We start from the raw sequence: 8,222 nt of genomic DNA, 5'->3' as shown, positions 1-8,222 counted from the left end.
CCCTCATAGAAATTCTTCCGGAAAGGTTTGGCTTAAAGCTCCATCTCGGATTTTTTCCTCTGCGCCCTTTTAGCTTTGCGACAGGGCAAGCTTAACAAATTAAGCAGGCGGGGTCCTCAGCTCCTCCATGCATAGCGATGTCGGCCTGCCACTTGATTCGTTCTTCAAGGTGCAATAAGTATAGCGATCGTATTCTGCAGGACGAATCTTCCCTTGCGCTGAAGTATAATCGCCTCGGGAGGCTCCCTCAAGCTTAAAATCCTGCATTCAGGAGCCTTGGATGTGGATCGAACAGGAGATCCGACAGCAACCTGAGGTGGCCGCCCGCTTGATCCGCGAAGGGTGGGAGGAAGCGCGGTGGATCATTGAAGAAACCCGTCGCTTTCAACCTGCCCTGGCCATGCTGGCTGCGCGGGGAAGCTCTGACAACGCGGCTCGCTATGGACAATATCTGCTGGGCGCCTTCGCCGGCCTCCCCACCGCCCTGGCTACGCCTTCCCTTTTCACGTTTTACCGGCGGCCACCTCGACTGGATCGGACGTGGGTGATCGGAATCTCCCAATCCGGCCGCTCGCCGGATATCGTGGGAGTGGTGGAAGAGGCCCGCCGGCAGGGCGGATGGACGCTGGCGATCACTAACGATCTGTCCTCTCCTCTCGCCTCGGCCGCCCATGTCGTCCTCCCCCTTCGGGCGGGGGAGGAGCGGGCGGTGGCGGCCACCAAGACCTACACCGCTCAGCTCATCGCCTTGGCCCTGCTGGCGGCTGCCTGGACGGAGGACGCCACCATGCGAGAGGATTTGCTTCAATTGCCCGAAGCGATTGCCCAGGCGCTGGGCACAGAGGCGGCCGCTCGGGAGGCGGCGGCCGCCTGGTGGCGGGCTGTCCATGGGGTGGTCATCGGCCGGGGCTTCAACTACGCGACCGCCTTCGAAGTCGCTTTGAAACTGAAGGAGCTGACTTATATTGTGGCGGAGCCTTATTCCTCAGCGGATTTTCGCCATGGACCTGTCGCCTTAGTGGAACCCGGGTTCCCGGTCTTCTTGATCGCACCCGGAGCGACTTTCCGCACTGAGATGGAAAGCTTGGCCCATATGTTACGGGAGCGGGAGGCTCATCTCACCCTTTGCAGCGAAGATCCCGGGCTCCTCGCCTTGGCGGAGGTGGGCATTCCCCTGCCTCCCGTCCCCGAATGGTTGTCCCCCGTGGTCGCCGTGATCCCCGGTCAGTGGTTTGCGGTTTCCCTGGCCCGGCTCAAGGGGCTGGATCCGGATCAACCGCGGGGCTTGCGGAAAATCACCGAAACACGGTAACCCCCGGGTCTGCCGGGAGGTTCGACGATTCAGCGATATAACCCTAGTCTCTCATCGAAGGCCTCTCGCGAGCTTTCGAAATTCCTGAGGAGCTTTTCGGATGAGCGAATGGGAGGAACTCGAGCATGCCCCTATCACCCATCTCACGGTCTCCCAGCTGGCCGCTCACCTGAAGGAGGCGGTGGAAAGCCGCTTCGCCTGGGGGGACCTGTGGGTAGAAGGGGAGGTGGGAGATCTCCGTCCGACGGCGCCGGGGCATATTTTCTTTTCATTGAAGGAGGGACGGGCTCAGATCACCTGCGTGGTCTGGAAGACTCAAGCCGCCCGTATGGCCCAGCTGCCAGCGAACGGTCAGACCATCTTGGTGCGGGGCCGGGTCGGATATTACGAGGATCGAGGGGATTGCCGCCTGTATGTGGATCGCTGGCTTCCCATCGGCCTGGGTCAGCGGTTTCTGGCCCTGGAGGCGCTCCGGCGCCGTCTGGAAGCCGAGGGGCTGTTCGAACCCGCCCGCAAGCGGGCGCTCCCCCCTTTCCCCCGCCGCATCGGCGTGGTGACCTCGCCCGCAGGGGCTGCGCTTCGGGACATCCTGAACATCCTCCGGCGGCGTTGGCCTCTAGCCGAGGTCATTCTCTCCCCCACGGCTGTTCAGGGGGAGGATGCTCCGGTCTCCATCGTCGCCGCCCTGGAGGCGCTTCAGGCGGTGGAGGGGCTGGACCTGGTCATCATCGCGCGTGGAGGAGGATCGAACGAGGAGTTGTGGGCGTTCAACGATGAGCGGGTAGTCCGAGCGGTGGCGGCTTCCCCCTTCCCGGTGGTCTCCGGCGTGGGCCACGCGATCGACCTCACCCTGACGGACGCGGCCGCCGATGTGCACGCGCCTACCCCTTCCGCCGCGGCGGAGCTCGCCACGCCGGATCGAGACGATGTGGCCATGAAGATTGACGAATGGCGGGATCGTTTGCGACGGGCGATGCGTGCCCGGTTGGAGAGCGCAGCCCAGGCCTTAGTGACCCTGCGAGCCCGCCTGCAGGCGCACACACCGGAGCGGGAGCTTTACGCCCGTTTGGAGCGCTTGCATCTGCTGCGAGCGCGGCTGGGCAGCGCGATCCGCCAGCAGATTCTGCAAGCCCAGGCTCGCTGGGGCCATCAGCAAGCCCGCCTGGAAGCTTTGAACCCCCGCGCGGTCTTGGCCCGCGGCTATGCCCTGGTGCGCCGGCCCGATGGTCATTTGATCACACGGGCGGATCAGGTTCAGCCTGGCGAACGCCTGACCGTACAGTGGGCAGACGGGGAGGTACCTGTGCGGGTGGAAGGAGGCTTTCCGTGATAGACCGGTATTTCCGATTCGGGCCGCATGTCGAAGAGGCGCGGGCGCATCACCGGCCGATCGTCGCCCTGGAGACGGTGGTGATCGCCTTCGGCCTGCCCCGGCCGCTGAACCTTCAGATCGCTTGGGAGCTGGAGGAAGTCGTTCGCGCGGAGGGAGCCGTCCCGGCGACCATTGGGCTTCTCGATGGGCGGGTCGTCGTCGGTCTGAGGCCCGCTGAGCTGGAGCGGTTCGCTGGCGATGAACGAGTGGTCAAGGTAAGTCGACGGGATCTCCCCGTCGTGCTGACCCGCCGGGAGATCGGCGCGACCACGGTGGCGGCTACCGTGTGGGCCGCTGCGCGGGCTGGAATCCCCGTAGTGGCCACCGGGGGGATCGGGGGGGTGCATCGGGGGGCGCCTTTCGATGTCTCGAACGATCTGCCGACCCTGGCGACGGAGCGGGTGCTGGTGGTCTGCTCGGGGGCCAAGGCTATCCTCGATCTGCGGGCCACGCGAGAATGGCTGGAAACCTATGGGATCCCGGTCCTGGGGTGGGGTACCCACACGCTGCCTGCCTTCTACAGCGTATCCAGCGGGCTTCCGGTGGACGCCCGGGTGGATTCAGTGGAAGAGATCGCAGCCATCGCCCAGATCCATTGGGCGCTCGGTGGGAAGGGCATCCTGGTGACGGTTCCCCCACCCGCTTCCTTCGCCGTGCCGTTCGAACAGCTGGAAGGGGCCATTCGGGAGGCGCTGCAGGAAGCCGAGCGGCAGGGCGTGAAGGGATGGGAGGTCACGCCTTTCCTGCTCGCTCGGATCGCGGAGCGGACGGGTGGGGAGAGCGTGCAGGTCAATCGGGCTTTGCTCCTGGAGAACGCGCGGATCGCCGCGCGCATCGCCCGCGCCTTGGTGGGTGTTGATCCGGGTGGAACACCCTAAGCGGATACGCCCGGATGATCTAAGCCCCAGAGGGACTAAAGAAGGAAATGAGCTCCGAATCGGTGTTCGAGCGTTATGCCGCCCGTTACGATGCTTGGTATGAGGGGCCAGTGGGGCGGGGGGCTTATCGCTCGGAGATCCGGGCGCTGGCCGCGCTGCTGGCCCAGTGCCCTCCCCCGTGGCTGGAGATCGGGGTGGGATCGGGTCGCTTTGCCCAGGCGCTCGGGGTGGGTTTCGGGATCGATCCGGCCCTGGCGCCGCTCCGGATAGCCGCCGGACGAGGGGTGCGGGTGGTTCAGGGGATCGGGGAGCGCCTGCCCTTCCGATCCGGCGCCTTCGGAGGGATCCTCCTCGTGGTCACCCTATGCTTCGTCGAGGATCCCCTGGCGGTTCTGCGAGAGGCCCATCGGGCGCTGCGCTCAGGGGGTGGCCTCGTGTTAGGAATGATCCTGGGGGAAAGCCCATGGGCCTCTCACTATGCCGAGAAAGGCCGCCAGGGACATCCCTTCTATTCCATCGCACACTTCTACTCTCGGGGGGAGCTGGAGGCCTGGCTGCACGTAGCTGGGTTCCAGATCGTTGAATATCGATCTACCCTCTTTCAACGCCCGGACGCGCCGGAGATCGCAGAGGAGGAGGCTCGCCCAGGCTTCCACCCGGAAGCCGGTTTCGTGGGGATCCTGGCGCGGCGCTCGTAGCTTATCCCGCTCTGATGATCTTTCCCCAAGGAATTTCGATGGGGGTGGGATCGGAAGATGGCGTAGGGGTGCCCCAGGGCGGGCACAAGGCCCGCCCTACCAGAGACATCCGCGTCCTGATGTCGGGGCGCCCTTGGGTGGGTGTCCCACAAGGGTCGAATGACCCACATTCGCTCATATTCTCCATGGAAAGGGCCGGAGCCCTGGCTGGATACGAACCCTATCGGAGGAGTAGAGATCGCTCAAGCGATGAAGGAGACCGTGGAAGCTTCCGCCTGCGGCAAGGTGATCCTCCTGGGCGAGCACGCGGTGGTTTACGGCCGCCCCGCCTTAGCGGTCCCGGTGTGTGGATTGCGGGCGCGGGTGCGGGCCGAGCCGTTGCCCCGTGGGTCCGGATGCTGGATCGAAGCGACTGACGTGGGGGGGGAAATCGGGCTCGCCACGGCCCCGCCGGAACATCCACTGGCCATGGCGGTTCGCCTGGCGCTAGCCCATTTGGGCCTCCCGGAGCCGGATCTTCGATTGATCCTGCGCTCCGAGCTGCCGATCGCTGGGGGGTTGGGGAGCGGCGCTGCTGTGTCGGCGGCGCTGATCCGGGCGATTTTCCAGTGGGGCGGACGGCCGGCGGATCCGGAGGTGGTTTCCGCCCTCGTGTATGAGGTGGAGAAGCGTTACCATGGCACCCCCAGCGGGATCGACAACACCGTGATCGCGTATGAACGCCCCATCCGCTTCGTCCGCGGCCAGCCCCCGGTCTTCCTTTCGATCGCCCGGCCGTTCACGCTGGTGATCGCGGATTCCGGCGTCCCCAGCCCCACGCGGGAGACCGTGGCGGCGGTGCGGGCGGGGTGGGAGCGGGATCCGGAGCGCTACGAGCGCCTGTTCGATGCGATTGCGGAGCTGGTTCAGGAGGCCGAGCGCTGCCTGGCCTCCGGCCGGATCGAAGACCTGGGCCCGCTGCTCGATGCGAACCATCAGGTGCTGGGCGAGCTGGGCGTCTCATCGCCGGTCCTGGATCACCTGACCGAGATCGCTCGGAAGGCCGGCGCGCTGGGGGCCAAGCTCACAGGCGGCGGCCGGGGAGGCAACATCATCGCTCTGACCCGTCCGGAGCAAGCCGAGCGTGTGGCTCAGGCCCTGCGGGCGGCCGGCGCCCGATCGGCTTACCGCACAGAAGTCGTGTAATGAGGCTTAGGGGAAAAGGGCCGCAGGATGGCGGCTCGTCGCCTCCTTGGAAGGTGCCTCTAAGGAAAGCGCCTGAAGCGGAGATCCTCGACAACCTGATGGAGGAGATTGACCCTTGCGCTCCAAGCCCTCCGTTCGATCTCCTGCCCGCTACTACGCGCTAAAAGCGCTACATCGGATCGAGACTCAGGCCGCTTATGCGGACTATGTGTTACAGGCCCTGCGGCGGGAGATCGCCCTTTCCCCGCGGGATCAGGATCTCCTAACGACGTTGGTGGATGGCGTGACCATCTGGCGGAAGACTCTGGATTGGGTCTTGGCCCGCTATGTGCGAGGTGGATTGGAGCGTCTGGATCCCTGGGTGCGGAACGCCCTGCGGATGGGCCTCTATCAACTGATGTTTCTCGATCGAATCCCACGCTGGGCGGCCGTCCACGAGACCGTGGAGGTTGCCCGGATGGCCGCGGGGGAAGGGGCTGCCGCGCTGGTGAACGCGGTGCTGCGCCGGATCTCCGCCCGGCTGGAGCGAGGACAACCGGTCGCGTCCTTCCCTTCCATCCGCGAGGACCCGGTGGCGCACCTGGCGATCCGCTATTCGTTTCCGGAATGGATGGTGCGCCGTTGGATCGCCCGCTATGGGGTGGAGGGGACGCGGGAGCTCTGCCGCTTCCAGAATACCCCCCGGCCCTTGAGCCTTCGGGTGAACCGTTTGCGGGCGACCCGAGAGGAGATCCTCGCGGATCTGGAGGCCCGAGGCCTGCGGGCCCGGCCCAGCGTCTATCATCCCTACGTCATCCTGGTGGAGGGCGGGCTGGATCTGACCGCATGGCCGGCGTATCAGGAAGGGAAGGTGATCGCGCAGGACGAGGCGGCAGCCATGGTTCCCTATCTGTTGGATCTCCGGCCGGGTCTGCGGGTGTTGGATCTGTGTGCAGCCCCTGGGGGGAAGACCACGGCCATCGTGGAGTGGATGGGGGATCGAGGGATTGTGGTGGCGGCGGACGCTCACTTCGGCCGCCTCCACCGGCTGCGGGAGCACGCCTGGCGGATGGGATTCACGACCATCCACGTGGTCCAAGCGGATGGACGACGACCGTTCCTGCCAGAATGGGCGGATCGTATCCTGATCGATGCCCCCTGTTTGGGAACGGGGGTGCTGGCCCGGCGGAGCGACGCCCGATGGCATAAACAGGAATCCGACCTCGCGAGCCTCGCCCGAATTCAGCGGGAGCTCTTGGAAGCCGCCGCTCGGATGCTCCGGCCGTCGGGATACCTGGTCTACAGCACCTGTTCGCTAGAGCCAGAGGAAAATGAAGAACAAATTTACGCCTTCCTGCGGGACCACCCGGAATTCCGCCTGGTGTCCGCGCAGGGCAAGGTGCCCACCCCCTTTATCGACGCCGAGGGCTTCTATCGGGTCCTGCCCCATGTGCATCACATGGACGGTGCGTTCGGGGCGATCTTGGAGAAAGCCGGAACGCCAGTGGGCTGAGCAGGACTTCGGACCCATCCGTCGTTCCCCGAATCCGGGGAGCTCCGGGGCGGGTGAGGCGTCCCGCACGAGGGGAGGAGGATGCGCTGGAAGGTTCGACCGGAGGATTTTCAGGTCGAGGAAATGATTGAGCTTCCGCTTCAGCCGGGCGGCCCCTACACCCTTTACCAAGTGCGCAAGCGGGGGCGAACCACGCTGGAGGTTCAGGCGGAGCTGGCCGCGAGGCTGGGTGTGCCGCAGCGGGCGGTGATCTTTCCCGCCCTCAAGGATCGCGACGCCCTTGCCGTTCAGATGGCCGCCGTTCGGGGTCCAGGGCCTGCGCGCGTCCAGGGAGAGGGCTTCGAGGCCGTCCGGGTGGGTTACGCGGATCGCCCGTTGCGGCCCCAGGATCTGCGGGGGAACCGGTTCATCGTTCGGCTTCGGGATCTGGCCGATCGCGAGATCGAGCGGTTGCCTGAGGCGAGTGCCCTCCTCGCCGCTCAAGGGTTCCCCAATTACTTCGATGACCAGCGCTTCGGATCATGGAGCCCGGAGGCCGGTTTCATCGGCCGGCCCCTCCTCCTGGGACAGGCCGAGGAGACCCTTCGGATCTACCTCACGATCCCCCTGATCGGGGATCCTCCGGCCGTGCGGGCCTTTAAGGCAGAGGCGCAGGCCTGGTGGGGGAATTGGGCGGCGTTGCTGGAGCGAGCGCCCCGTCCGTCCAATTATCGGAGCGTGCTCGTTTTCTTAAGGGATCATCCCACCGATTGGCGGGGCGCAGTGCGCCGCATCCCGGGACGCCTGCGGGCGCTGTGGGTCGATGCCTATCGGGCGTGGATCTGGAACCGTATGCTGGCATGGGTGTGGGCCCGGATCCCTCATTACGAGATCGAGATCCGTGGGGAGCGCTTCCCGGTGCCGCTGGAACCGCCGCCGGAGGCAGCGGCCCTCGTAGCCTTGCCCCATCGGCGGGCCCGCAGCGAGCCGCCTTGGTTAGAGGCGCTGGCCGCGGTGCTGGAGGAGGAAGGGCTCCAGCCTTCTCATTTCCGACGGGGGGCCTTGTTGGAGGATGCCCCTCCCCCGACCCGCCGGCCGGTCTGGTGTCGGCCGTTCGCCTTAGAGATAAAGAGCCTCCTTCTAGAGAAAAGGGAAGCTATCCTGGTTTTTGAACTGCCTCCTGGAAGCTATGGAACCATGCTCTTGAAGGTGTTGCAAACCTGGATTGAGGGATCATCCGCTCGGTAATGGCCATTTTTTCTCCCTCCTGGGGTGCGGGCCGCCGAAGGCGGCCCGAGATCGGAAG

At 65.5% G+C, this 8,222-nt stretch carries 7 protein-coding genes; all 7 read left to right on the top strand.

What is annotated here, in order from left to right; translation table 11 throughout:
- Positions 1-280 precede the first annotated feature (280 nt).
- The 7 genes from ACFMO5_RS10740 (at position 281) to truD (ending at position 8,164) form a co-directional block, all read left to right on the top strand.
- Positions 281-1,312 (top strand): SIS domain-containing protein, encoded by a 1,032-nt coding sequence (locus tag ACFMO5_RS10740; protein WP_376792750.1) that lies wholly within the window; start codon positions 281-283, stop codon positions 1,310-1,312.
- 100 nt (positions 1,313-1,412) lie between these two features.
- A complete protein-coding gene (xseA, locus tag ACFMO5_RS10735) occupies positions 1,413-2,642 on the top strand; it encodes an exodeoxyribonuclease VII large subunit (RefSeq protein ID WP_376792749.1) in 1,230 nt (409 codons plus the stop codon).
- Positions 2,639-3,562: a pseudouridine-5'-phosphate glycosidase gene (locus tag ACFMO5_RS10730; protein WP_376792748.1), complete on the top strand. Its 924-nt coding sequence runs from the start codon at positions 2,639-2,641 to the stop codon at positions 3,560-3,562. Before xseA ends, ACFMO5_RS10730 begins: the two co-directional genes overlap by 4 nt.
- A gap of 47 nt (positions 3,563-3,609) precedes the next feature.
- Positions 3,610-4,260: a class I SAM-dependent methyltransferase gene (locus ACFMO5_RS10725; RefSeq protein WP_376792747.1), complete on the top strand. Its 651-nt coding sequence runs from the start codon at positions 3,610-3,612 to the stop codon at positions 4,258-4,260.
- 159 nt (positions 4,261-4,419) lie between these two features.
- Positions 4,420-5,445, top strand: coding sequence for a mevalonate kinase (mvk, locus tag ACFMO5_RS10720; protein ID WP_376792746.1), 1,026 nt, complete (start codon positions 4,420-4,422; stop codon positions 5,443-5,445).
- A 115-nt stretch (positions 5,446-5,560) separates the two neighbouring features.
- Complete coding sequence (rsmB, locus tag ACFMO5_RS10715) at positions 5,561-6,937, top strand: 16S rRNA (cytosine(967)-C(5))-methyltransferase RsmB (RefSeq protein ID WP_376792745.1); 1,377 nt, start codon at positions 5,561-5,563, stop codon at positions 6,935-6,937.
- An 81-nt stretch (positions 6,938-7,018) separates the two neighbouring features.
- Positions 7,019-8,164, top strand: a complete 1,146-nt coding sequence (gene truD / locus ACFMO5_RS10710; protein WP_376792744.1) for a tRNA pseudouridine(13) synthase TruD — start codon at positions 7,019-7,021, stop codon at positions 8,162-8,164.
- The last annotated feature ends 58 nt before the right edge of the window (positions 8,165-8,222 follow it).

It is taken from the genome of Thermoflexus sp., assembly GCF_042408365.1.
GTDB lineage: Bacteria > Chloroflexota > Anaerolineae > Thermoflexales > Thermoflexaceae > Thermoflexus.
This window is presented reverse-complemented; position numbering and strand designations above follow the sequence as displayed.